This window comes from Nocardia arthritidis (genome assembly GCF_011801145.1).
Classification (GTDB): domain Bacteria; phylum Actinomycetota; class Actinomycetes; order Mycobacteriales; family Mycobacteriaceae; genus Nocardia; species Nocardia arthritidis_A.
Genome location: NZ_CP046172.1, coordinates 1,143,567 through 1,168,732 on the forward strand (window position 1 = coordinate 1,143,567; position 25,166 = coordinate 1,168,732).

The window sequence follows — 25,166 nt, forward strand, 5'->3', positions numbered from 1 at the left end:
CGGACGGTCCGGGCACTGAGAACTCGCATGAGAACTCAATCCGGTCGGCAAATGCCGGCCGGGCCATCCGAATTGTTGTAGGCCCACGATCGGCACCGTGCTGTGCCGGTGCTGTATGGGAACCGCAGCGAGAAAGGTGTCTAGGTCGAACCATGACCATGACTGATCCGATCGCAGACTTCCTCACACGTCTGCGCAACGCCAACTCGGCGTACCACGATCAGGTGAAGGCTCCGCACTCGAAGCTCAAGGCGAATATCGCCGAGATCCTCAAGCGCGAGGGCTACATCGCCGACTACCGGACCGAGGACGCGCAGGTGGGCAAGACCCTCGTCGTCGACCTCAAGTACGGTCCGAGCCGCGAGCGCAGCCTCGCCGGCGTGCGCCGGGTCTCCAAGCCCGGTCTGCGTGTGTACGCGAAGTCCACCAACCTGCCCAAGGTGCTGGGCGGCCTCGGCGTGGCCATCATCTCCACGTCGCAGGGTCTGCTCACCGACCGTCAGGCAGCCAAGCAGGGCGTGGGCGGCGAAGTCCTCGCCTACGTCTGGTAAGGGAGGTCAGGACTAATGTCGCGTATTGGCAAGCAGCCCATCGCAATCCCGTCCGGCGTCGATGTGACCATCGACGGCCAGCAGGTGCAGGTGAAGGGCCCCAAGGGCACGCTGTCCCACATCGTCGCCGAGCCGATCACCGTCGGTAAGAACGACGAGGGCAAGCTCGAGGTCACCCGTCCCGACGACGAGCGCAAGAGCCGCTCGCTGCACGGTCTGACCCGCACGCTCATCTCGAACATGATCGTCGGCGTCACGCAGGGCTACGAGAAGAAGCTCGAGATCGCCGGTGTCGGTTACCGTGTCGCGCTCAAGGGCCAGAACCTCGAATTCGCGCTCGGGTACAGCCACCCGATCGTTTCGGAGCCGCCGCAGGGCATCACCTTCGCCGTGGAATCGCCCACCAAGTTCTCGGTGGCCGGTATCGACAAGCAGCTGGTCGGCGAGGTCGCCGCCAACATCCGCAAGTACCGCAAGCCGGAGCCGTACAAGGGCAAGGGCATCCGGTACGCCGGCGAGGTCGTTCGCCGCAAGGTCGGAAAGACGGGTAAGTGATCATGGCGCAAACCGAAAACCAGAAGGCCAAGCGTATCCCGCTGGGCAAGGACGTCTCGACGCAGCGTCGTCTGTCCAAGACGCGCCGTCACTTCCGTCTGCGCAAGAAGGTCGTCGGCACCACCGAGCGTCCGCGCCTGGTGGTCAACCGCTCCTCGCGGCACCTGCACGCGCAGCTCGTCGACGACTCGGTCGGCAAGACCATCGCCGCCGCCTCCAGCATCGAGGCCGATGTGCGCGCGCTGGACGGCGACAAGACCGCCAAGGGCAAGAAGGTCGGCGAGCTGCTCGCCGCCCGCGCCAAGGCGGCCGGTGTCGATGCCGTCGTGTTCGACCGTGGTGGCCACGACTACCACGGCCGCATCGCCGCACTGGCCGATGCCGCTCGCGAAGGTGGGTTGAAGTTCTGATGATCAAGATTGCTAACGGAAGGAACGTCTGATGCCGGGACGTCAGAGGCGTGACGGCGGAAGCGGACCCGCCGGACAGAATGGCAACGCGCCCGAGGGCGGCCGCGAGAACCGTCGCGGTGGCGGCGATCGTCGCGGTGGCGGCGACCGCAGGGATAACGCGGCCGAGAAGAACCAGCTCGAGCGCGTCGTCGCGATCAACCGCGTCTCCAAGGTCGTCAAGGGTGGTCGGCGCTTCAGCTTCACCGCCCTGGTGATCGTCGGTGACGGCAACGGTCTGGTCGGCGTCGGCTACGGCAAGGCCAAGGAAGTTCCCGCGGCCATCCAGAAGGGTGTCGAGGAGGCTCGCAAGGGCTTCTTCCGCGTCCCGATGATCGGCTCCACCATCACCCATCCGGTGCAGGGCGAGGCGGCGGCCGGTGTGGTCATGCTGCGCCCGGCCTCCCCGGGTACCGGTGTGATCGCCGGTGGCGCCGCCCGTGCTGTGCTGGAATGCGCTGGCATTCACGACATTCTGGCCAAGTCGCTCGGTAGCGACAACGCGATCAACGTCGTGCACGCGACCGTCGCCGCGCTCAAGCAGCTGCAGCGTCCCGAAGAGGTGGCGGCCCGTCGCGGTCTGTCCATCGAGGACGTTGCTCCGGCTGGCATGCTGCGTGCGCGTGCCGGACAGGGAGTCTGATATGGCACAGCTGAAGATCACCCAGATCAAGAGCACGATCGGTGCCAAGGCTAATCAGCGGGAGTCGTTGCGCACGCTCGGCCTGCGCAAGATCCGGCAGAGCGTGGTCCGGGAGGACAACGCGCAGAACCGCGGACTGGTCAACGTCGTGCGCCACCTCGTGGAAGTTGAGGAGCTCAACGCATGACCATCAAACTGCACCATCTGCGTCCGGCCCCGGGCGCGAAGACCGAGAAGATCCGCGTCGGCCGCGGTGAGGGCTCGAAGGGTAAGACCGCCGGTCGCGGTACCAAGGGCACCAAGGCACGCAAGAACGTGCCCGCCCGCTTCGAGGGTGGGCAGATGCCGCTGCACATGCGGCTGCCCAAGCTCAAGGGCTTCACGAACCCGTTCCGGACGGAATACCAGGTCGTGAACGTCGGCCGGATCGCCGAGCTGTTCCCCGAGGGCGGCACGGTCGGCAAGGCCGAGCTGGTCGCCGCCGGCGCCGTTCGCAAGAACGAGCTGGTGAAGGTCCTCGGCGACGGTGAGATCGGTGTCGCGGTCCAGGTGACCGTCGACAAGGTGACCGGCTCCGCCAAGGAGAAGATCACCTCGGCCGGTGGCACCGTCACCGAGCTGGGCTGACGGTACGCTCTAATCTAAGTGGCACCGGATGAGTGAAGAGCTCATCCGGTGCCACTGTTAGAGTTCTATTGTTGTCTGCCAAGCCTCGTCATGGTTTTCAGCACCCCTCTTTCGGACATGCTGAAAATATCCATGTCATGACCATGTCGTTCGCCAGGAGGATCTGTGCTTTCCGCCTTCGTATCGGCCTTCCGGACTCCGGACTTACGGCGGAAGATTCTCTTCACGCTGGGGCTGCTCGCGCTGTACCGGGTTGGTGCCACGCTGCCGTCTCCCGGCGTCGACTACAAAAGCGTCCAGGACTGTATCGCGCAGATTTCCGGCGGTGACAACGCCGGTATCTACCAGCTGATCAACCTGTTCTCCGGTGGTGCGCTGCTGCAGCTGTCGGTTTTCGCGATCGGCATCATGCCCTACATCACCGCGAGCATCATCATCCAGCTGCTCACGGTCGTCATCCCGCGGTTCGAGGAACTGCGTAAAGAGGGCCAGTCCGGCCAGAACAAGATGACGCAGTACACCAGGTACCTGTCGATCGCGCTGGCGATTCTGCAGGCCACCGGTCTGGTGGCGCTGGCGGCGCGTAAACAGCTGCTGCAGGGCTGCCCCAAGGACATCCTGGCCGACACCAGCATCTTCGGCATGGTCATCATCGTGCTGGTGATGACGGCGGGCGCGGCGCTCGTCATGTGGTTCGGCGAGCAGATCACCGAGCGCGGCATCGGAAACGGCATGTCGCTGTTGATCTTCGCCGGTATCGCGGCGCGTATCCCGTCCGAGGGCAAGAACATTCTGGACAACCGCGGCGGGCTGATCTTCGGCCTGGTGTGTGTCGCGGCGTTCGCGATCATCTCCGGCGTCATCTTCGTCGAGCAGGGTCAGCGCCGGATTCCGGTGCAGTACGCCAAGCGCGTCGTCGGCCGCAAGATGTACGGCGGGTCGTCGACCTACCTACCCTTGAAGGTCAACCAGGCCGGCGTCATCCCGGTGATCTTCGCGTCCTCGCTGCTGTACCTGCCGAATCTGATCTCTCAGCTCACCGGCGGGCGTACCAACGCCAATCCGAGCTGGTGGCAGGAGTTCATTCAGAAATACCTGGTGAATCCGGGCAATCCGGCCTATATCGCGATCTACTTCGGTTTGATCGTGTTCTTCACCTACTTCTATGTCGCGATCACCTTCAATCCGGAGGAACGCGCCGACGAAATGAAGAAGTTCGGCGGCTTCATTCCCGGCTACCGTCCCGGTAAGCCGACAGCCGACTATCTCAACTTCGTCCTGAGCCGCATCACCCTCCCCGGCTCCATCTACCTCGGTCTTGTCGCGGTTCTGCCGAATCTCTTCCTGGATATCGGCGCATCCGGTAACAACCAGAACCTCCCTTCGGCGGCACCTCGGTGCTGATCTTGGTGAGTGTCGGTTTGGATACCGTTAAGCAGATCGAGAGCCAGCTGATGAATCGAAATTACGAAGGGTTCCTCAAGTGAGAGTTGTACTGCTCGGTCCGCCGGGTGCCGGCAAGGGCACCCAGGCCGTCCTGCTGTCGGAAAAGCTGGGCGTCCCGCACATCTCCACCGGGGACCTGTTCCGCGCGAACATCAGCCAGCAGACCCCGCTGGGTCGCGAGGCGCAGAAGTACCTGGACGCGGGCAATCTGGTGCCGAGCGATGTGACGAACCGGATGGTCGAGGCGCGCATCGCCGAACCGGATGCGGCCAACGGCTTCATCCTCGACGGCTACCCGCGCACCATCGATCAGGCGGAGGCGCTGGAGAAGATCCTCAAGGAGTCCGGGCACGAGCTCGACGGCGTCGTTTCGTTCGAGGTCCCCGAGGACACCCTGGTCGAGCGCCTGCTGCACCGCGGTAAGACCAGCGGCCGCTCCGATGACACCGAGGATGTCATCCGCAACCGGCAGCGGGTGTACCGCGAGGAGACCGAGCCGCTGCTCGACCACTACGACGGCCTGGTCGTCACGGTGGACGGCGTCGGCGAGGTCGAAGAGGTCAACGCCCGCGCGCTGCACGCGCTGGGCCGCTGAGCCCCGATGGTCTTCGGCCGGAAGAACAAGAAGGTGGTGCCGTTCCGCACCGCCGGTGAACTCGACGCCATGGCGGCCGCGGGCGCGGTCGTCGGTCGCGCGCTGGTCGCGGTGCGCGCCGCGGCCAAACCGGGCGTTTCGACGGCGGAGCTCGACGAGGTCGCCGAGCAGGTGATCCGGGACGCGGGCGCGGTGCCGTCCTTCAAGGGCTATCACGGATTCCCGGCGTCGATCTGCTCCTCGGTGAACGACCGTGTGGTGCACGGGATTCCGTCGGCGGAGGAGATCCTCACCGAGGGCGATCTGGTGTCCATCGACTGCGGTGCGATCCTCGACGGCTGGCACGGTGATTCGGCATGGACCTTCGGTGTCGGCGCCATCATCGAGGCCGATCGGCTGTTGAGCGAGGCCACCAAGCTGTCGATGGAGGCGGGGATCGAGGCCATGCTGCCCGGGAACCGGCTCACCGATGTCTCCCATGCCATCGAACTCGGCACCCGCGCCGCCGAGCGGCAGCACGGCCGCGCGTACGGCATCGTCGACGGCTACGGCGGTCATGCGATCGGCCGGGAAATGCATATGGATCCGTTCCTGGCCAACGAGGGCGATCCGGGTAAGGGCCCGCGGCTCGTGGTCGGTTCCGTGCTCGCCATCGAGCCGATGCTGACCTTGGGCACCACGAAAACGCAGGTGCTCGGCGACGATTGGACCGTGGTGACAACTGATGGTTCGCGCGCCGCGCACTGGGAGCACACGGTCGCGGTCACCGAGGACGGTCCGCGCATCCTCACGCCCCGCCCGGAGTAACCACATTTCGGGTCGGCAGGGTGACCCGGTTGTCTACGTTTTGCGGTGGCACGTCGCGCGGCGAGGAGCCGATGCGCGCCGACGCCGCCGTGCGGTCGATCTCGCCGCGACGTTAGACGGCGATACCCAGCTCTGCTGGATCGGTGCGTCGATCCTTTCACCCGCGTCCGGTGCGATCCGACGATTCCGGTCGCTGTTTCGACGATGTGCTCAGCGTAGGTCGGGCTCGGGTGCGCTCACGCGAGTAGGAACTACTCGAATCCCGTTGGGCGAACCGGAAATACTTACGCGTTCCGCGTAGGGGTTCCGTCAAGGGAGGTGCCGGATACTCTTGCGCGCTGCGACCATGGGATGATGCGCCGCTCCGACCTATGTCTAGAGGATCTGGGCGGGCTGCGCGGAACGTATCTGCCGGTGCCCGCCGATTGGCGGCGGTTCCGGCTCGCCGGTATCGCGACGGCGGCGAGCTGCGTCGTCATGATCGTGGCGCTGGCGGGCCGGGCATATCCGTTGGCGCTTATCGCCGCCGCATTCGCGTTGCTGGTGGGTGGGCGGCTCGCCTGGGCGGCCGGCCGCCTGCGGGTGCTGGCCGGGCGGAATCGCGGGTCGCGGCTGGAGTTGTACGAACGCGGGTTCGTCGTCGTATTCGGTGGCCGGGTCCGGACCTTCCGCTACGGTGCGGCGACGGTGCGGGAACAGGCCGCGCGGCGCTCGTATGTGTGCTCCGGTGATGCGGGAGATCCGGTGATTCTGCGGCGCGGGTTCGAGCGGCAGCACGTCTGGGGCGCCGAGATCCGGCGCGGGGTGGCGCGGGCCCAGGTGCCGAGGGCATTGGCGGCGCTGAACGCCGGGCAGCGGCTCGAATTCGGTGAAATCTGGGTCACCGCAAGGGATATCGGGGTCGGCAGGGATCGGGCGGCCTGGGCCGACGTCACCGAGTTCACGGTGCGCTCCGCGATGCTGATCGTGCGGGTCCGGGACCGGGAGCGGCCGCTGATTGCCGAGCCGGTCGCTGACGTGCCGAATATGTGTGTGCTCCAACTACTTTCGGAGCACCTGCGCTAGTTGGGCCGGGTGCGGATCACCCAGGTCACCAGCGGGTAGTCGAATTCGCCCTGTGCGGTCTCCGGGTTGGTGCGCAGGTACTCGGTGATGCGCCCGAGTAGTTCGGTGCGCTCCGCATCCGAGATCACCAGGGTGTGCGAATGCGTTCCGATTGTCGCGGTGAGGGTTTCGGCGGTGCGTCGGTGCGCGTGCGGGAAGTCGGCGCGCTCGAATTCCGCGAACAGTGGATGGCTGGGCAGCTTGCCGTCACCCGGTTCGAACGATGCGCCGGACCGGGAGACCCGCTGCAGCCCGACGACCCAGTCGACGTCGAGGTCATCGGTGTTCCAGAATGCCGCGAGCACTCCGCCGGGACGCAGTACGCGCGCGATCTCCGGGAAGGCGCGCTCTTGATCGAACCAGTGCAGCGCCTGCCCGACGACGACGGCGTCGACCGAATTGTCCGGCAGCGGAACGGCTTCGGCGACGGCACGGCAGGCGGTGATACCGGGATGTCTGCGGACCAGTTCGGCGAGCATCTCCGCATCCGGTTCGACGGCGATGACCGATGCGCCCGCGGCGAGCAGACCCGCCGTCAGCTTTCCGGTGCCTGCGCCGAGATCGACGACGACGGGCGCGTCCGACGTCTCGAGCGGCTCCAGCGCCCAGCGGATACCGGCCGACGGATAGTCGGGCCGGTGTTCGTGGTAGGTGGCGGCGTGCGGGCCGAAGGATTTGGCGCGTCGGGCACGCAGGTCCGTGCTGCTCGTCGGTTCGTCGAATGGGCCCATGCGGTCAACGGTATCTATTCGGCGCGATCAGGCCGAGATCGGCTGTCGCGGTGTCGCGGTGCAGGCGCGGACGGTTTCGATCACCTCGAGGCCGGACGGTCGGAAGGAATCGCGCGGCGAGACCACCCACTGCCGGTAGCCGGTTTGCGCGTCGGCCGGTGATGGCAGCGCGATTTCGCCGCCGATCGGGACGATCGAGACGTTGTGGCGGAACAGTTCGGCGAACAGTTGCACATCGTCGCTGATATCCGGGCGGATCAGGAAGGTCCAACGGCCGGAGCGGACGTGGGAAATGATGGGCCCCAAAGTGTTTCGGCGGCGCAGTAGGTCATCGCGGACGCGCTGGCCGAGCGCGGCGGGCATGGTGATCGCGCCGACCGCGCCCGCCTTGACCACGATCCGCCCGACCTCGGGGTGGATGCCGGCGGGGAGTCCGCAGGTGCGTCGATAGAACGCGCATCTGGTGGTGGGTGTGTCGGCGAAAGCCAATTGGTCCATGGGTGAAGCCTCGACTCACATCGTTCGTTGGTGCTGCGCCGAGCCGATGTGGACGTGACCGTACGGTGTGCAACGCTGTCACGGCTCTGTCCAGGCGCAGACCAAGTAGACCATCTCGAGCCAGCTGTCAGGAAGGTTCAGTGCTTTTTGTTCATGTGAAAAATACTCTCGCGGGACATTCGTTCGGAACGCGAAAGTGCTTGCGCCACATAATGATTCGAATGCGCTACCGGTATGGTGCACAAAGGCTATGCGCCAACCGGTCGGTATTTTTGAACTCAATCAGACCGATATCGGACGAAATGGTGTGGTGCTGATGAACTTTATGCACATCTGACCTGCGGATATGTGATATGACCAGTGCGGTCGCCACTGACAAATGACCACGTGATGATCGAATGGTGATCGAAGCCGGTGGATTTCGGTTCGGTGAACTAGACTTCCGTGTTGGTCTGTCTTGTGCAGCGCCACATAGTGGTCGTTGGAGGAGCGTCAGCGGTGGGAAACAACAGTCCGTGGTCCGGCTTGGTGCAGCAGGTCAAGGACAAGCACGTCAAGGTCGATATCGGTGTTGCCTACGACTGTGCGAACGCCTGTATCGACATGATCGGCAAGTTGAAGGCCTTCCAGAACAAACTACAGGGCGCTCATATCAACAATACCGACGACTTCGGTGGCCTTTACTCGGGAACGCGGCTGGCGGATAAATTCAACTCCCAGAACTCGGATCTGAACGATAAGCTGGACGGCCACATCCGGACGCTGACCGATCTCAGTGAGATGTTCCAGATCGCGGGCAAGGCATATGACACGACCGATACGGGCTCCGGGTCGACCTTCGACAAACTCAGTAAATTGGAGCCGACCAATGTCGGCGCCGCCGATATCACGTTCAACCCCGGCAAATTCGATGATAGCGACGACGATATGCCGTCGTATCCGGGCAGTTTGAGCAGCGTCGGTGGGAAGGGTGGCATCCCGCTCGAGAGTGCGGACGATCTGAATTTCTCGGACTTCAATCATCTCGGCAACAAGCTCCAATCGAAAACGGCGGGAAACGCCGGAAAAATCTGGGAACTCATGGCCTCCCAGCTCTCCCAGGCCGGCACCGATCTCGGCGGAAAGATGAAGAGCTTGACCGTCGACAAGTGGGAGGGTGACGGCGCCGACCAGGCCATCGGGGCGATCCAGAAATACGGTGACAATGTCAACCAGTTGACCGACCAAATGATGGTGGTCGCGCAGAATTACCACTACACGGCCAGGTGGCAGAACACGGTCGCGAACGAGATGCCGACCAACGACAGCAACGACTGGACCGATCACTGGAAGACATTGTGCGATTACCGGGATCGCTTCAACAACGACTATGTGAAGGGGTTTCAGAACTCCGACAAGTCCTTCCCGGTATTGCCGGACCCGCCGACCCCGGCCAAGCCCACCGCCCCGACCGACGGCAAAGACAACGGCAACGACGGTAAGAACAACGACGGCAAGAACAATAACGACGGCAAGAACAACAACGACGGCAAGACGACCACGGCGGGCCCGGGTCCGGGCGGTCCGGGACCGGGCGGACCCGGCCCCGGTGGTCCCGGACCCGGCGCAATCCCCAAGGGCGGTCCCGGCCCCGGCGCGGTACCGAATCTCGATACCTCGGCCCTCACCGCCACCAGGCGCGACAGCGCGGGCAACCCGATCGGAAAGGCCGGTATACCGAACGGCGGCCTGCCAGGTACCAACCCCGACTCCGGAACGCCGAATACCGGCGTACCCAACTCCGGGACGCCGAACACCGGAATTCCGAATACGGCGCCGGCTTCGGCGAATCAGGACATGATCAGCCCGCTGGTCAATGCGCTCTCACAAGGCGCCCAGTCGATTCCCGGTCTGGTACAGGCGCTTTCGCAGTTCGCCGCGCAGCATCCACCGACCGGACCCATTGATTTCGACAGCTTCTTCCAGCAGTTCCCGCAGGTCAAGGATCTGATCGCGAGCAATCCGCAGCTGAAACCGCTGGCCGATCTGCTGCATATTCCGGTGCACGACAACCCATCCGGCCAGCCGGTACCCGGTCAGCCCAGGCCGGTGACCGCGCAGGATCCGATACAGCAGGCGGCGGCGCGGTTGTTCCCGCGCGCATCCATACCCGGTGGCATTCAAAACATTCCGGATATCCGTACGCTCACCGACGGCCCGGCGATACCGACGCTGGATCAGTTGGTGCGTGCGGCGGTCAACGGGACGCCGGCCGATGTCGACTTCCGGATTCCCGGAATCGATTCGGGGGCAGGTATTTCCGATGCGGCCCCGGACTTGGCGCTGAATCTGCCTGGTATCCAGGCGGCGGCGTCCGATTCGGCCGCGCGGACGCAGCGTGATCTGCAGTCCGCGTTCAACGACGCGGTCGCGCACGCGGAACCGGTGGGCGACGCGTGAATCGGCAGTGGGATTTCACCGACCTGGAGTTGCGGGTGCTCTGGGAGCGGTACGTCGGCGGGCAGCTGCCGGAGCCGCTTTCGTTCACCAGCCGGATCAGATTTCTCGACGAGTACGAGCGGGTGAAGTTCCAGACCTGGGAGCGGCTGCGCGACACCGTGGACGGTTCGATCCGCGAGGTGCTCGAAGCGCTCGCGCGGCCGGAGGTGTTGCTGAAGGTAATGGGTTGGTACGACAAGGATCTCATGGATTCGCAGAGCTGGATCCGGGCCCGCATCGTCCGCTCCGGCCCACGCGGCTATGTCCTGACGCAGACTCCCGGTGAAACCGTGCTGCACAGCGGGGGCTACACGATCACCGAATGCGGCCCACACGGTATCTCGGAGGCGGCGGTCGGGCTGCTGCCGCCGGTCGAGGCGGGCCACGGTGGGAGCATTCCGATCACCCTCGATCACGAGGATGTGCTGGAGCAGCTGCACGGCGGGGGATCCCTGGTGCTGGAGGAACGTTCGGAATCCGCGATGAGCCGCGGCGAACGCTTCCTCAATACCCCGGCCGAGCGGACCGGCGCGCTCATCCTGCATCAGGGCAATTCGAAATTCGGTCCCCGCGGCATACTCGAGCGGGTCCTGGTGTGGCGCGATCTCCCCGGTGACGGCCGATACGTCATCGAGGCGGGCAGCGGCGCGCCGGTCGCGGTCGGCGTCGGTGCCGCGGAGCTCGCCGGGTGGCTCGACCGCATCATCGACGACATCATGGAGCGGCTCGAAAACCACTGGGAAATAAGGGATTAGCTCCTGTGGGCCGCGCGGTGCGCGGGGGTCGGCCGGTCCGTATCGAACTCGATCGGACCGATGCCCGGAAAAATGGGGTGGTTGCTGAACTTTACGCACATCCGACCTGCGGATACGTGGCATGACCAGGGCGGTTTCCGTTGTCCGTTGACGTCGTCATGATCGAAATATGATCTAAAGCAGAGACTTCCGCGCCGCGTACCTAAACTTGCGTTCGGGTATGCCTTGGCGAAGGCAGCCGGGTTTGTGGGCGCTGGAGGAGAATCAACGTGGGTAGTGACAGCGGGCCGTGGTCCGGGCTGGTGCGGGCGGCGAAGGACAAGCGCTTCAGCATCAAATTGAGTGTGGCTTACGACTGCGCGCAGGCCTGTCGGGACGCTATAGCCGATATCAAGCAATTCCAGAGTCACACGGACCATGAGCTGACAATCGCCACAGCGGATGATTTCGGTGGTTGGCGCTCCGGGAACGAGCTGGCATCGAAATTCAAGGGAAAGGCGAGTCAGCTCCACGACAAGTTCGCCGACCACATCCAAGCCCTGACCGATCTGGGGGAGATGTTCAAGGCTGCGGGGAAGGCATACGACGGTACCGATTCGGATTCCGCGGATAAATTGCACCAGCTGGATATCACCGGCGGCAAGAGCGGCCTGGACTTCAAACCCCCGAAGTATGTGTCGGACGTAAGCGACGGCCACGGTACGCCGAATAGGACTGGGAGGACCGACAAGAACAGCAGGAGTTGGCACCGACCGAGCCTGCCGGACCAGCCGGACTCGCTGAAATCGGCGTCGGGGAGCATGGATAAGGCGGACATCGGCGTCGAGAACCCGGACCATAAGAGCTGGAAGGAATTTTTCGACTTCGGTCAGCGAATCAAACCGGATACCGCTGGGCAGGCGGGGGAGGCATGGAATCTGCTTGCCGATCAGGCGAGTAAGACCGGGCTGGCGCTCAAGGATAAATTTTCGAGCCTGACCACCGACGCCTGGGACGGCGACGGCGCGACGCAAGCGACGACCGCCATCAAGAACTACAGCGACAATTTGCGTCAGCTGAGTGAAAGCATGAGGGTCGTCGGCGAGAACCTGAAGTACACCGCGGACTGGTTGAAGGTAACGAAGGCCAACATGCCGCAGACCGAGACGGAAGGCTGTGGTTATGACAATCAATGGGATATCAGTGATGTCCGGAACGCTTTCAAAAAAGACTATGTCGTAGGTTTGCACAACACCGACAAGGATTTTCCGGTGTTGCCGGAGGCGCCGGTGCCCGCGAAGGCGAATCCTCCGTCTACTCCTGGTACTCCTGGTACTCCGGGTACTCCTGGTACTCCGGGTACCCCTGGTGTTCCGGGGACTCCCGGTGTTCCGGGCACTCCTGGCACTCCTGGTGTTCCGGGCGCCCCCGGCCCCGGTGTTCCTGGCACTCCGGGCGCCCCTCGTGTTCCGAGTACCCCTGGTGTTCCTGGCACTCCCGGTGTTCCGAGTATCCCTGGCGGGGTTCCGAACAGCGGGTTGCCGAATAGCGGGTTGCCGAGCGGTGGTTTGCCGAGTGCCGGCCTGCCCGGCACTCCGCCCGGAACCGCGACGCCGGTATCGCAGGGCCAGGACATGATGAGTCCACTGGTGAACGCGTTGTCGCAGGGAATTCAGGCGGTTCCCGGTTTGATGCAAGGACTTTCGCAGTTCGTGGCCCAACATCCGCTCGGCGCGCCGATCGATTTCGACGCGTTCTTCAACCAGTTCCCACAGATCAAGGACCTGGTCGCCAGCACACCGGAGCTGAAGCCGCTGGCCGATCTGCTGCATATTCCGGTCAAGGCGCAAGCGCCGGAGCTGTCCATTCCGGGCACCGATCCGGCGCGTGCCGCCGATCCGATTCAGGAGGCCGCGGCGCGGCTTTTCCCGCGTGCATCGATTCCGGGCGGTATCCAGAATATTCCGGATATACGCACCGCGTCGGCGCAGTCTCCGATTCCCAGCCTCGAGCAGTTGGTACGGTCCGTGGTTGGCGACGCGTCGGCCGATCTGAAGATTCCGGGCGTCGAAGCGGGGGCGGGTGTTGCGGACGCGAGTGCCGGCTGGGGCCTGGATATACCGGGTATCGAGGCTGCGGCGCGCTCTGATATCGCCGGTGCGCAGACGAAAATACAGCGGGATCTGCAGGACGCGTTCGCGGATCAGATCGGGCAGGCACCGGTGGCGGACGCATGAATCGGACCTGGGAGTTCACCGACCTGGAATTCGTGGTGCTCTGGGAGCGGTACATCGACGACCACATTCCCAAGCCGCTCACCTTCACCAGCCGCACCCCGCTGCTCGACGATTACGAGCGGGAGAAATTCGAGGCCTGGGAGCGGCTACAGGCAACCGCGCCGACGTGGCTGCGCACGGCGTTGGAGGTCCTGGCCCGCCCTCAGATCTTGGTGAAGGTGCTCGGCTGGTATGACCGGAATACCGAGGATCCGCAGCGTTGGATCCGGGCGCGGGTGGCCTGCTCCGGCAACCACGGCTATATCCTGACCCAGCGTCCGGGCGAAACCATAAGGCACAGTGGCGGTTACAAGATCACCGAATGCGGGCCGCGCAGTCTCGGCGAAGCGATCGTCAAGACGCTGCCCAAGGTCGAGGCGGGCAGATTCGGCGACATCCCGATCGTCACCAGCGCCGCGGACGTGCTGGAGCAGATCCACAGCAGCGGTTCGATGGTATTGGAGAGCGGCGGGGAATCCGCGGTCCACCGCAGTAACCGGTTCTTCGACACCGCGGCTACCAGGACCGGTGTGATCATCCTGCATCAGGGCCAGTCGAAGTTCGGTCCACGCGGCATCCTCGAACAGATCCTGATCTGGCGGGATCTACCCGACGACGGCCGGTATGTGATCGAGCTGGGCAGCGCGCCGACGGCGATCGGCATCGGTACCCGCCGACTCGCCGCCAAGCTCGACATGATGATCGAAGATATGCTCGAGCGGGTCGAAAACCATTGGGAGAGCTCCGCCTAGGGTCCTCGGCTAAGGCGCGGTCTTGCCGAGGAACAGTACGTGGTGTCCGTGGTCGAGGCCGTTGGCCCCGGCCTGCCGCAGGCCGCTGTCGGGCAGCCCGCTGAGCTTGGTGAACATCTGCGTATTGCCGAAGGCCGCACGGAGTTTGGGTTCGGTCGCATGATCCGCGCCGTACTCGGCCAGCCGCGCGAAGTCCAGCGGGCGCAGCGGAGTATCGAGCGGCGCTTGGCCGCTCGGCCTGCCGAGGCCGGCGTACTGTACGGGCGCGCCCCGCTCGTACAGGCACAGCTCGTAGGCGACGTCGGCGGTCTGGGTGACCGTGATAACCGGCCAATCCGCGGAAAGGCGCAGTGCCAGTGGGTGCTTGCCGAGCGGGGTGAGCTCCCAGTTCATGCTCATCACGGTGACCCAGCCGCCGGCCATCGGATCGATCAGCACCACGTCGTCACCGAGCGTTTCGGCCGTGTTCAACTCGGGATCCGGTATCCGCCAAAGGCTTTCATCCATACCGAGGTAGGCCGTGCGGGAGACCGGGTATACGTCGTCGACGGCGTATGCCGCGATGATCGCGGCGCGAATCTGCAGTACCGCGTCGCGATCCTTGCAGCGAACGCTCAACGCGCCGAAGGTCGTCGCGACATCGACCGGATGGGTCGGCGGATCCTCGTCGGCGCCGGCCACCAGCGGGCGCAGGCCGACCAGGTTCAGCCGCCAGTTGATCTCCTCGACGGTGGACAGATCGCCCGAGGTCTTGTAGAGGATCTGCTGCTGGGTGAGCTGTCCGGCCTGCTCCAGCGTGCGGCAATTCAGCTCGGTGAGTGCGGCATACGCCTTCGGGGTGAGGTCGAGATCGCGAATGCCGCAGGCGCGCAAGCGAATCGCCATGCCTGTCGAGGTCATCGCCTGGTAGCGCTCGCGATACATGGTGATGGCCTGCTTGCGGGAGCGGCCGATCATCAGCGTGCGCAGCAGGGTGCTGAGGCTCTGCAGGTATTTGCCGGACAGCTCCGGATTTTCCGCGGCCAGCGCACTGCGGATGCGCGCGGCGTCCTCGGTGGCGGCGACGGCGGCGGACTGATCGAGGCGGCCGAGCCAGACACCGCACTTGGACAGGCCGTCCGCGCACAGCCCCGCGGCTTGCGAATATGTATGTGCCACTTGACGATACGTGTCACAAGTGCGCCGGATGACGCCCACGGCCTGCTCGCGCCTGCCCGCCTGCCTGGTGGCCTGTTCGAACAGGCGCAGCGCCTCGTTGAGCTCACCGGCGTAGCGCGCCTCCACCATTCCGGCCGCCAGCCAGCGCAACCGGATCAGCACCGCCTCCTCGGCGGGCGCCACCGCGTCGCGCGTGCGATCCCGGCCGCCGCCGCGGGCGGTGGCCAGCATGGCCTTGGCGAGTTCGACGAGCGTGGTCGCCAGCCGCAGCTCGTGCTCGGCCGAACGGTCCGCCGCCGCGAACCGCTCGGTGGCGATCCGGCGCTCGATCGCGTTCAGGTCCATCGCGATCCTCGATTCCCGCATGATCCTCCGCGTCCCGGGGCGGCATCACGTCACCGCAACCGTTGAGCATCGAGTCTGTCACGGTTGGCGGCGCGGCGCAGCCGGATCGGCGCGGCTACCGACGGGATCCGAGTGACCGCTTGTTGTCGTCCTCCGCGGCCTCGAACGCGGCCGCGGAATTGCGTAACTCCTTGGCCTGCGACTGGATCCGCTCGACGTTGTTCTTCAGCGAGGCGTACAGGTTGTCCCTGCCTTTGAGATAGCCCTTCTCACCGTTGGCGAATTCGTCACCGGTCTTGTCGTGCCCCCAGCATGCGCCTCGGCCGTCGGCGTGCGACCGCAGCCGCTTCAGGACACCATCGATTATGTTCGCCGCACCTTCGAAATCGTCTGCCGCCGAGCGTAATCCCTTGGGCTCGAGGCGTACTTGTCCAGCCATGATGTCTCCTTGGATCAATGGTGTCGGGTCCGCTGACCGGACGTCAGCGCGGGTCGAGCTCTGCTAGGGAGGCGAGGTTCGGGGAAGTACGTAGTTCGGCGCGTCGGTCGACCATCCCGGCAAACGAATCCTCTTGGTACGTACGGCAATGTCGTATCGCGTCGGTCGCGGACAAACCGGCGGTATGGGCGTCGCCGAGTCGCATTCGCCATAATCCGGCGGCGAGCTTGCCGGCGTCACCAGCTGCGGACCGGGGAAGATAGTCCGCCGCATCGCCCGTGACCGATGCCCACAGGTAGCCGAGCACGGAACCGTTCTTGACGACCGGAAGAAAGCGCACGGCGGCGCTCGTCACCGTTGCGTACGTCGGCGGTGGCGACGCGCTGACCAGCGGACCCCAGCCCTGTGCGCGATCGACCGGAGTGCTGTCCGGGAGCAGACCATCCTGGACGAGTGGACCCGGCCCCAGCGGTGGGCCATCCGGGTTGAGCTCGTTCCACATCGTTTCCTGATCAGCCGCCTCGACGAGCTCGGTCCCCGCGGCGATACCGCCTGCTTCTGGGCTCTCAGGCGCACCGATCCAGCGTTGAACGGCCGCGATCGGGGGCAGGCCTTGGGCGGCGGCCTCGCTCAGTCGGCGCTCCCAGGTGAACAGGTGAGTCAGGTCGCCACCGTCGGCGTCGAGTCGGCGTTCGAAGCCGGCGGCGTTTCCGGTCTTCGCCGCCCAGAGGTATCCGATCAGCGTGCCGGACAGGGTGACCGGAAGGTAGACGACCGGTTGCCTTGTCCATTTGTGATAGTTGCCGGATACGGGCCTGTTGTTCATCGGGCTCGATTCTTTCATCTGGACACGACCCGTGCCCTGAGCAGATATTCCACTCCGGCGTAGCGTGGGCCGTTGGGATTTTCGATGACCTCGGTAATGAGATAGCGGGTGCCGCGGGGCAGGATCAGCTCGCGCTGATCCGGGTAGGCGCTACGGATGCCCATCCAGAGTCCGGTGGATCCGGCGGGGACCACGATCTCCATTCGTATTCTGCCGTTGAAGTGGCCGGGCGGGGCCGAGCCCAGACTTGTCGACATATAACCTGCTTCGATCTGGACGGTACCTCGTAGCGTACGGGGGTCGCCGGTTGTTCCCAGTGCCTCCGAGCCGACGCGCAAGAAGGAGACGCTGTGCATGCCGCGAATTACTTCGACGGAGTGCGGCAGAGTACGGCCGACTGCGTTGTCCAGCAAACTTATGTGGGTCAACAGATTTGCGGCGGTGGGTGGCTGGCCACCGAGCCACTGTGTCATGTTGCTGTAGGTCGCGTAGTTGGTCGCAACCTCCTCCAGCCGGCGGTGCGGCGAGCCGCTGGCCATGATGGCGCCGATGGCCAGTTGTTGGTCAGGGGTCAGATAGATCCGCCCGGAAAAGGCAGCGTTCCACAGGTTGTACAGGTGCTCCGCTGAAGGATTGCCATTGGTCAGCGCATACAACGTGTTGTAGTAATACGCGTCGGTAGTCAGGTTGTTCACCCAATGTTGGAGATTACCTTCGCGCAGGGGGTAATTGATCCAAGAATTCACCGTATAGCGGTGAGCTTCGATGAACTCCGCGGGCAACAGGCCGTCGCGGATCGGACCGAGGAAGGTCTCTCCATAGACCGACCCCAAGTCATCGGTATCGAAGCGAAGGGTCCCGTCGTCGTGCGCCGAAGTCGTGTCTGCGGAGGCGACAGAGTGCGACGGTGTGTTGCCGCCGCCGGCGAGTTCGTCGTGGGAACTGGTTGCCGATGTGTGGATCGGGTGGTCACGGTTGACGGTTGCCGGTGTGTCGTCAGGGTGGATAGCGACGTGATAGTGGCCGCCGTTGGTGTTTTCGCGGTAGAGAACCCCGACGGGCTGGTCCGGGAATCCATGATGCAGCTTGGTTACCGTGCCATCAGGATGCAGGATCGAGAGGTTGAGCTCGAGAACGCGGGCGGCAACCGGCAGCAGAAAATTCGCGGCGTGATCCCGGTATGTGCCTGTCAGCAATAGGTTTTCGATCTGGCGGTCGTATTCCTGCTGGACTTCTTCCTCGGTTCGCCGGCCCGAGCCGTCGGCCTCGAGCCGGCGCCGGAAATCCTCGAGGTAATGCTCGCGGTTGAGGTTCAGCTCGATGGCGAGGCGGCCGCGGAGATCGGTGTGTCCGTCATCGCCCAGGCCCATGACTTCGGAGAGGGCGTGGAAGAGGCAGTCGCCCTCGCCCGGCATGGACTTCCAATGACCCTCGGGTGGATGAATCCCGTTGAGCTGCTCGGAAATCGAGGGCCGATGCGGCGCTGAGCCACCACCGGGGTCGTGGACGGAGTCGAAGCCGCGCGAATCGCCGGTTACCGGTTCGGCGTGCGGTACCAGTTCGGGGTCGAAGGTTCGGATACGGAGCTTGCCGCTGCTCCAGTCGGCCGTGTCGGTGCCGAGCAGTTCGGTCGTGCGATCTGCGAAATGCGGTGTGGTCTGCGGTATTTCGTGTCCGCTGAGCCAGTGTCCGCCGGGTTCGAGCAGACCCGATATCGCGTCCGCCACCTCGCGGGGTGTGGATTTCCAATCGTTGAACCGGGAATCCTTGTCCATGACGAAATCGAATTTCTGGTGGTTGTCGTTGATGAATTCGTCATAGGTCTTGGCTACGAAGGTAATGACTTGGACGTCGGTTCCGTTGTGCTGGACAGTGAATCGGACGCTGTGGTTGTCGTTGTCGATCTCTCTGGTGACGGTGTGTTGTGGGTCGCGGTACTTGTCGATCTTCCGTCGCAAGTCCGCGTCGACCGCGCTCAGGTGCGCCTGGCGTTCCGAGTACGGGTCGAACGAGACAAGGGTCACCTCTTTGGCTTTCGTGCTGAACAGCGGATGCTCGATATCCGAGTCGCCGCCGAGGTAGAGCAGTCGATCCCCAGACCAGTTCTCGGAGTTGAGCTTTTCGAGCGCTGGGATCCGGGTGGCGGCGTCCTGGCTGTCGGCCGTCGGATTCCGCAGCCACGTCCGCAATTTTTCGGGATCGGTCCAGGACGGCGTTTCCGTCGGCGGGTGGCCCGGTGCGAATGTGTCGGCCGACGGGTTCCGATGGTCGGCGTCGTGCCCGGTGTGGCTGGATTCCGTTGTGCCACTGTGCATATCGGGTAGGCCGGGGTGAGGTGCATTGACCGGCGTCGTGTTGCCATGTGTGCCTGTATTGTGCGACCACGCGGGTCCGTAGAGACCTTGTGTTCCGGCACCGCTCATCCCCAGGCCATCGAACTTGGGTAGGTGCGCGAGGTCGATCGCGACAATGCCACCGCGGTGCGGGGGGATGGTCGGATCCGCGATGTCCACGATGGGGCCGGGGTCCGAAATGGGCTGCGGATCGTTCGACTTCTGGGCATCGGGGTGTATCCAGTGGTCGGTGCCGTCCGCGGTTCGCCGGAGGACATAACCGTTCGGGTATGTCCAATGCTCGGTCCCGTCGAGCTCCTTTCGGAGTCTCCTTCCGTCCGGGAAGGTGAAGTCCGTTGTGCGGTCCGGATTTTGACGGTACCAAGTACCGTCCGGATAGGTTCCGTAGGCGGTGCCGTCCGGGTGGTTGCGGTACCAGGTGCCGTCGGGGCGGGCGCCGCGGACCATGCCGTCCGGATCGGTGCGGACCCAGGTGCCGTTCGAATGGGATTCGTAGACGGTGCCGTCCGGATCATTGCGATACCGGGTGCCGTCCGGGCGGGTTCCGTATACGGTGCCGTCCGGCTCGGTGCGGACCCACGTGCCGTCGGGTTCGACGTGGATACGGCCGCCGGGTTCGGGATGACGGTATTCGATCCCGGAATTCGGTCGCGGATACGTTCCGTTGGTGTCCCACGGATTCTCGAGGAGGATCCGCACCGGACGGTCCCCTACCTTCTCGACGCCGACGACCGAATAGGCGTGACCGCCGACGAGCCCCGGTACCGCGAACGGATCCTCTCGATTCGAACCGAAAGGATGTGTCCACAGCGATACGACGGTGCCGCGTTGCAGCGCGTAGTCGATCCGATGGCCGACAGCCTCCAGCAGTACCGAATTGTCGAGGCTACGGTTCTCGGCGCCGCCGCCGTAGATGGCGTCCATATAGTCGACGAGTGCGGTCTTGGACCTGGCGATCTCCGTTTCGACCTCCGTCCGCTTGGCCGCGTACGCGGCGTCGTCGGGGAAGTCGTCGCGGGTGAAATGCCGCTCGAAGTGGTCGGAGATCCAGTTGCCGTCGAACCGCCTGTCCAGGAACTCGCGCATGCCCTGCGCGGTGGCCTCCACCTGCCTGTCCTGAAAATACAGGAAATTCTGATCGCGTCCGCCGAGTAACTCATCACGCGCTGCGATGAGCTCCTTGGTGAATTCGATACTGCCGCCGATCTGTTCGTGCAACGTATCCGGATCGAAGCGCAGCGGATGCAGGAAGGTCACGTCGTCGAGGGCACGCACCGGCTGTTTCGGACGGTTATCCGCATTGATCCAGTCGTGGTGGATGTAGGAGTCGTCGGTGAGTGTCCGCACATCCTCGAAGAATGTCTTGCCCAGTGCCTTGGCGGCGATCCCCGGGAAATTGCCGTCGATGCCATGGAATCCATTCGCGCCACCGAAGTGCTGTGCGTATGCCTTCTCGATGAGCGCCGCCCACAATGGTTCTCCGGGTTTGTGCCGGATGAAGTGGCCGGTATCGGTGCCTGGACTGAGATGGATCTGCTTATCCACTCGAACCCATTCGGGCCGGTTGTCGGCGAGGAAGCGGATACTGACCGTGCCGTCGCCGTGGTCGCGCACGATCTCGGTGATGGCGGACGGATTGTGTTCGGCGAGGTTCTTGAGATCGGCCAGGAGATAGCAGTCGCCGATATTGCCCTGGCGGACGTCCTCGGGTTTCGGGCCGTGATCGCCGAATACCGGGCTCTGGCTGCGGTCGGCGAGTCGCGGAATCGGCAGGGCGCTGTCGTTGGCATCCATCAGATGCCACCAGGTATCGGCCGGCTGTTTGATCCAGGTCTGAGATCCTTTGTGCGGCAGGACAACCATCTGCGAGCCGTTCGCCAGGTGTACCAGGGTCCCTTGATTGGCGTCCTTGAATCGGATCGCGCCACCGGGAACATCCCAGCTGACCCTGCCGCCCGCCTCCGAGAAACCATTGATCAGCACTTCGGGCACACGGATCCAGTGACCCTGCGGGGTGCCGTCCGGGACGTGTAGGAGCACATGCCCCGGGTCCTTCGGGTCGCGGTGGGTGTAGGTCGACGAATTGCTCGGCAGGTGGTGCGGTTGGCCATTCGTATCGATAAGGGTGAGCCGATCGCCCGAGGGCAGTCGGACGGGCACGGGAATGTCGCGGAACAGCTGTGCCCGGTCCTGCTGCGAAAGATTGTGCAGGAGTTGCTGTTCCGTGAGGACGGGTGGTTCGAAGCCCGTTTCGTCGAACCGGTGGCGCTCCGGATTCGTTGTGCCATCGTGTTCGAACCCGAGCTTGTCCAACAGGTCCGCGCCGAAATAGGTTTCGCCGTGCTCCGGCTCGAAAGGGGACGTCTTGCTCCGCGGCTCGGCGAAAAGCCTGGAAAGCTCGTGGTTTTCGAGATGGTCGAGTGGGCCGCCCTGGTGGGGTTGGGCGAACAGGTGGCGGAGTTGGGCGTCGGTGTTGGTGTCGAGTAGGCCGTCTTTGGGTTGGCTGAAGAGGTGGCGGAGTTGGGCGTCGGCGTTGGTGTTGAGCAGGCTGTCTTTGGGTTGGGCGAAGAGGTGGCGGAGTTGGGCGTCGGTGTTGGTGTCGAGTAGTGGGGTGTTGGGTTTTTTGTGTTCGTTGAAGAGCCGGTCGAGGATGTGGTTTTCCGGTCCGTCGAGTAGTGGGGTGTTGGGTTTTTCGTGTTCGTCGAGGAGCCGGTCGAGGATGTGGTTTTCCGGTCCGTCGAGTAGTGGGGTGTTGGGTTTTTCGTGTTCGTTGAAGAGCCGGTCGAGGATGTGGTTTTCCGGTCCGTCGAGTAGTGGGGTGTTGGGTTTTTCGTGCTCGTCGAACAGTCGGTCGAGGATGTGATCTTCCGGTCCATCGAGCGGGTTGAGCGGGCGTTCTCGGTCCGGACTCGATTGTTCCTGTGTGGAATGTGTTGATTCAGAGGTAGTTTCGTGGTTCGGGACATCCGGTGGCGGCAATGGAGTGCTTTGCGCTGTGGAGTCCTGGTGGTCGGCCGGGATCGGGCGGGGCCGGGTTCCGTCGTTCGAACCGAGTCGCGTCGAACGGCGGCGCGGTGCGGTGGATGGCGTGCTGGATTCCGGGGTGTGCTGCGGCGCGACGGGCATTGCGCCGCCGGTCGACGTCCCGGCGGTCTTGGTGTTGTCCGTCTGCTGTTTCGAGCCAATGGATTCCACCGCGGTGCCGGTCGATTCGGCCTTGATGTGGTTGGGCGCGCGGGTGATGTTCGGACCGCGTTCGTCACCGATGCCGGCTCGCGTTGACGTGCCGACGGGTTTGGTGGATTCCGTTGGAGCCGAGGACGTTACGGTTTGCGACGGGTTCGTGGCTTTGTTTTCGGCGACGGTGGACGGTTTGATATCCGGCGTGGTGCGTTGGGTCTCGGTGCCGCCGATGGACTGGCTGCTGCCGTGATTGGTGGTGTTCGACGGGTTCTGCGCGGTCTCGCTTGCCGGGCTCGTCACCGCTCCGTTCGTCGCCGGGCCCTGGTTACTTCGGTCGACGGTGGTATCCGCCGAATGCGGCCCGCCAGCGGTGGTGTTGTGTTCTGTGGAACCGCTGTTGCCGATATGAGACTGGGGCTCGGTGTGCTGCGTGGCTTCGGTCGGGTGCGACGGGTCGACGCTGTGCTGCTGGTTGCTCTCGGTATGTGTCGGCGATTCGGTGACGGTGTGGTGGACCTGGTTGCCTTCGGAGTTCGACGTCGCTGTGGTGTGCGGTGTTTCACCGGTCGAGCTCGCGTTGATCGGTGTGGTGTTGTTGGCGGAGTGTTCCGTCGAGCCGAAGCTGTTCGGCGAGCTTCTGATCTCGGGGTTGGTCTGATGCTCGACAGGCGTTGTCTGCGAGCCATGTTCGGCTCCGACGCCGGTATTCGATGAAACCGGGTTGTCCGCGGGTTTGGGGGTGATCGACGAAGATGACTGCGCCGTAGTGGTTTCGGTGTTCGTGTGGTCGCCGATCCCCCTGGGACTACTCGGCCTCTCGCCGAGTGACAACGGGCGCGGTGCGCTGCCGCTGTGCACGCCGGCCGTGCGCGAGGCTTTGATGTGCTGGGTCGCGCCGGATACACCGCCGGAGATCGCGCCACCGAGTGCGCCGCCGAGCATCCGCGGATCGAATTCCCAGCTGCCGGTGAGGATTCCGTTCATAAGCCAGCCGCCGCCGACACCAGCGATACCGGCCGGGACGGCGCCGCCGATGGCGTGCAGCACCGACTTGCCCACCGTATTGGCCGGACCGAATTTCTTGGTGAGCAGCGAGCCCACGCCGTGGCCGACGGGGAATGCGACCGCGGCACCCGCGCCCGCCACCGCCCCGCTGATGCCGACCTGCTTCCAGTCGATATCGTCGCGATGTCCGACGACGACCTGATATGCCTGGATGCCGAGATCCGTCGCGGCGCCGATGGCGGCCTGCTTGATCACCTCGACGCCGAGCTTCTTGGCGAACTGCTTGAGGGTCATCTTGGTGGCGTTGGACGCGATGGCCCGCAGCAGCCGCTGCGCGATGGTGCGCGTGACGACTTGGGCTGTCGCTTCGATCACGGGCACCTCGGCCGCGCCGAACAGCGTGGCCAGTGCCTGGGCGATCTCCGCCGCGGTGATCGCCAGGGTGATGATGATCTGTAGCTTCGCGTATTCGATTTGCGCGCCGGTGTTCTTGACGGAGCTGCCGAGTTCGGTGAGGTTCTTCGCGAGCTCCTCGATGGAACCGTCACCCTCGAAAAGGGTTCTGAAATCCTTCTCGATGACCTCGACGCCGTCACCGCTGTACGAGTCGAGGGTCATTCGGGTGCCGCTGTGCAGTTCGGGCAGGGCGGCGAGCAGTTCGTGCCCGGCGCTCTTCCAGTCCTCGGCGAGTCCGAACATCTGGTCCTCGTCGCCCTGCGGCCATTCCGAGCCCGCCAGGTAGCTCAGCCATTGCAGCCACGAGGGCATGGTGATGGTCATCGGTCAGCCTCGTCGTCCGGCGGTCACCAGTTGTCGTCCTCGGCGATCATTGATCCGCTACTGTCGGGCCGGTATTCGACATTTTCGAATGTCATTGCGGTCGTGGCCGATTCGGAGCTCTGCGCGGGCGGCGGGGTAAGCGCCGCCGGTTGCGCCTTGGGCAGTTCCTTGCGCAGATCCGGCATGCCCTCCACCATCTCGGACAGGCTGGGCAGCCGAGCGTGCGCCTTTTGCAACGGCTCGTAAAGCTTTTCGGCCTTCGTCCGCACTTCGGTGGCCGCCGCCTGCGCGGCCTCCACTGTCGCGGCGGCGATTTCATCGTATTCGAGGTCGGAGACGTCCTCGGCGAAGGTGATCTGGACGGGTATTCCGTCCGCGTTGACCGTCACCCGGATCCGTCGGTCACCGGCGGTCGCCGTCGCGGTGAGCAGGGTGCGCTGCCGGTGCGCGCCGGCCAGCGAGCGGATGTGCCGTTGGACGGTTTCCAACAGGTCCGCGACCTCAGCCTTTGCCGCCGCGTTCGTCATTCGATGAGTCCTTTCCACGACGAGGGGGTGCCACGGATACGGTGGAACCCCATTGATATCGCGAAAGCGTCGGCCAGGAGGCGCGCCGAAGCGCCGGCTGATCGAATCATGATGTCTTGGTGACAGCGGATCGCTGCGCCGATGATGTGGATAAGTCCGGTGGTACCGAAGCCGCGCACGTCGCGATGACAACGTGATGACCCGATGATGATCTGCCTGGCACTCGTATTCCCTTGGGAGACACCGGATATTCACCGGACGCTGGTGTCCTGGCTCGATCGGCGGAGCGAGTGAGCGGACGGT

The 25,166-nt window shown here is 64.2% G+C and carries 20 protein-coding genes and 1 pseudogene; 14 read left to right on the plus strand and 7 right to left on the minus strand.

The features are described 5' to 3' along the window. Positions 1-152 precede the first annotated feature (152 nt). From rpsH to F5544_RS05225, 10 genes and pseudogenes are all read left to right on the plus strand, one after another. Entirely contained in the window at positions 153-551 is a 399-nt protein-coding gene (rpsH, locus tag F5544_RS05180; protein WP_167472110.1) for a 30S ribosomal protein S8, read from the plus strand. A 15-nt stretch (positions 552-566) separates the two neighbouring features. Continuing rightward, positions 567-1,106, plus strand: coding sequence for a 50S ribosomal protein L6 (rplF, locus tag F5544_RS05185; protein WP_167472111.1), 540 nt, complete (start codon positions 567-569; stop codon positions 1,104-1,106). Between the two features lie 2 nt (positions 1,107-1,108). Beyond that, positions 1,109-1,516 carry a 50S ribosomal protein L18 gene (gene rplR, locus F5544_RS05190; protein WP_167472112.1) on the plus strand — a complete coding sequence of 136 codons (408 nt, stop codon included), beginning with the start codon at positions 1,109-1,111 and terminating at the stop codon, positions 1,514-1,516. Between the two features lie 31 nt (positions 1,517-1,547). Next, positions 1,548-2,198 carry a 30S ribosomal protein S5 gene (gene rpsE, locus F5544_RS05195; RefSeq protein ID WP_167472113.1) on the plus strand — a complete coding sequence of 217 codons (651 nt, stop codon included), beginning with the start codon at positions 1,548-1,550 and terminating at the stop codon, positions 2,196-2,198. 1 nt (position 2,199) lies between these two features. Then, a complete protein-coding gene (gene rpmD / locus F5544_RS05200; protein ID WP_167472114.1) occupies positions 2,200-2,385 on the plus strand; it encodes a 50S ribosomal protein L30 in 186 nt (61 codons plus the stop codon). Then, complete coding sequence (gene rplO, locus F5544_RS05205; protein WP_167472115.1) at positions 2,382-2,825, plus strand: 50S ribosomal protein L15; 444 nt, start codon at positions 2,382-2,384, stop codon at positions 2,823-2,825. The genes rpmD and rplO overlap by 4 nt, the downstream gene beginning before the upstream one ends. Before the next feature lie 165 nt (positions 2,826-2,990). After that, positions 2,991-4,312, plus strand: a pseudogene (gene secY / locus F5544_RS05210) (preprotein translocase subunit SecY). Further along, on the plus strand, positions 4,309-4,866 hold the full coding sequence (locus tag F5544_RS05215) for an adenylate kinase (protein WP_167472116.1): 558 nt from the start codon (positions 4,309-4,311) through the stop codon (positions 4,864-4,866). The pseudogene secY and the gene F5544_RS05215 overlap by 4 nt, the downstream one beginning before the upstream one ends. 6 nt (positions 4,867-4,872) lie before the next feature. Continuing rightward, the gene (map, locus tag F5544_RS05220; protein ID WP_167472117.1) at positions 4,873-5,673 is read left to right on the plus strand and encodes a type I methionyl aminopeptidase; all 801 of its coding nucleotides are present in this window, start codon (positions 4,873-4,875) and stop codon (positions 5,671-5,673) included. Between the two features lie 318 nt (positions 5,674-5,991). Beyond that, a complete protein-coding gene (locus tag F5544_RS05225; RefSeq protein ID WP_167472118.1) occupies positions 5,992-6,738 on the plus strand; it encodes a DUF6585 family protein in 747 nt (248 codons plus the stop codon). Here F5544_RS05225 and F5544_RS05230 read toward each other — a convergent pair. Both F5544_RS05230 and F5544_RS05235 read right to left on the minus strand, forming a co-directional pair. After that, on the minus strand, positions 6,735-7,508 hold the full coding sequence (locus F5544_RS05230) for a class I SAM-dependent methyltransferase (RefSeq protein ID WP_167472119.1): 774 nt from the start codon (positions 7,506-7,508) through the stop codon (positions 6,735-6,737). The two genes, F5544_RS05225 and F5544_RS05230, sit on opposite strands and share 4 nt — an antisense overlap. A 27-nt stretch (positions 7,509-7,535) precedes the next feature. Further along, entirely contained in the window at positions 7,536-8,006 is a 471-nt protein-coding gene (locus tag F5544_RS05235) for a DNA-directed RNA polymerase subunit beta (protein WP_167472120.1), read from the minus strand. Between the two features lie 498 nt (positions 8,007-8,504). Here F5544_RS05235 and F5544_RS05240 point away from each other — a divergent pair, with 498 nt between their 5' ends. From F5544_RS05240 to F5544_RS05255, 4 genes are all read left to right on the plus strand, one after another. Continuing rightward, a complete protein-coding gene (locus F5544_RS05240; RefSeq protein ID WP_167472121.1) occupies positions 8,505-10,445 on the plus strand; it encodes a hypothetical protein in 1,941 nt (646 codons plus the stop codon). Then, on the plus strand, positions 10,442-11,239 hold the full coding sequence (locus F5544_RS05245; protein ID WP_167472122.1) for an ESX secretion-associated protein EspG: 798 nt from the start codon (positions 10,442-10,444) through the stop codon (positions 11,237-11,239). The genes F5544_RS05240 and F5544_RS05245 overlap by 4 nt, the downstream gene beginning before the upstream one ends. A 269-nt stretch (positions 11,240-11,508) precedes the next feature. Continuing rightward, positions 11,509-13,455, plus strand: a complete 1,947-nt coding sequence (locus F5544_RS05250; protein WP_167472123.1) for a PPE domain-containing protein — start codon at positions 11,509-11,511, stop codon at positions 13,453-13,455. Then, positions 13,452-14,246 (plus strand): ESX secretion-associated protein EspG, encoded by a 795-nt coding sequence (locus F5544_RS05255; protein WP_167472124.1) that lies wholly within the window; start codon positions 13,452-13,454, stop codon positions 14,244-14,246. Before F5544_RS05250 ends, F5544_RS05255 begins: the two co-directional genes overlap by 4 nt. 9 nt (positions 14,247-14,255) lie before the next feature. Here F5544_RS05255 and F5544_RS05260 read toward each other — a convergent pair whose 3' ends face one another. The 5 genes from F5544_RS05260 to F5544_RS05280 form a co-directional block, all read right to left on the minus strand. Next, entirely contained in the window at positions 14,256-15,770 is a 1,515-nt protein-coding gene (locus F5544_RS05260; RefSeq protein WP_238847097.1) for a hypothetical protein, read from the minus strand. A 94-nt stretch (positions 15,771-15,864) separates the two neighbouring features. Further along, positions 15,865-16,188, minus strand: a complete 324-nt coding sequence (locus F5544_RS05265; protein WP_167472125.1) for a WXG100 family type VII secretion target — start codon at positions 16,186-16,188, stop codon at positions 15,865-15,867. 43 nt (positions 16,189-16,231) lie between these two features. Further along, a complete protein-coding gene (locus F5544_RS05270) occupies positions 16,232-17,014 on the minus strand; it encodes a hypothetical protein (RefSeq protein WP_167472126.1) in 783 nt (260 codons plus the stop codon). A gap of 14 nt (positions 17,015-17,028) precedes the next feature. Further along, complete coding sequence (locus tag F5544_RS05275; protein WP_167472127.1) at positions 17,029-24,336, minus strand: C2 family cysteine protease; 7,308 nt, start codon at positions 24,334-24,336, stop codon at positions 17,029-17,031. A gap of 23 nt (positions 24,337-24,359) precedes the next feature. Then, positions 24,360-24,863, minus strand: a complete 504-nt coding sequence (locus tag F5544_RS05280) for a YbaB/EbfC family nucleoid-associated protein (protein WP_167472128.1) — start codon at positions 24,861-24,863, stop codon at positions 24,360-24,362. Between the last annotated feature and the right edge of the window lie 303 nt (positions 24,864-25,166).